Source organism: Bremerella sp. JC817 (assembly GCF_040718835.1).
Classification (GTDB): Bacteria; Planctomycetota; Planctomycetia; order Pirellulales; family Pirellulaceae; genus Bremerella.
Genome location: NZ_JBFEFG010000144.1, coordinates 1 through 456, shown reverse-complemented (window position 1 = coordinate 456; position 456 = coordinate 1). Strand labels below are relative to the sequence as shown.

The window sequence follows — 456 nt, the reverse complement described above, 5'->3', positions numbered from 1 at the left end:
GCCGAAGCGAAGGCGTTGTTGATGTCTTGCAGACGGTTCTGCAGGATCTCGCCGGGATGGTTGGCGACCGGAATCGGCTGGATCGAGGCGACCCTGCACACCTTCAACGCCTCGCTGGCGGCATGGCCGATTATCGTCTGGGTGGCGGTCTTGCTGATCTATTCGTATGTGGCGTCGGTCTTGCCGGTCTGGGTGTTGTTGCAGCCGAGGGATTATATCAACTCGCTGCAATTGATTAGTGCGTTGGGCTTGATCGTCGTCGGCCTGGCCGTGGCCGCGGTGGCGGGCGGGGCCCTGATTTACGCGTACTGGTACTTCTCGCTGGCGATGCCATGGCCTGCTCCGGGTCCCGGCGAAACGGCTCCTTCCTACGAGATTCAGGTCGATGGTCAAACCTTCACGGTCCAAGACCTGATCGAATTCGAGAAGGCGACCTGTGTTCCGAAGTCGGAACTG

Annotated in this window: 1 protein-coding gene; it reads left to right on the top strand. The window is 60.1% G+C overall.

The window, feature by feature from the left end:
• Positions 1–21: 21 nt before the first annotated feature.
• Positions 22–456: carbon starvation CstA family protein (locus AB1L30_RS00680; RefSeq protein WP_367011422.1), on the top strand; the 435-nt coding region annotated here is incomplete at its 3' end.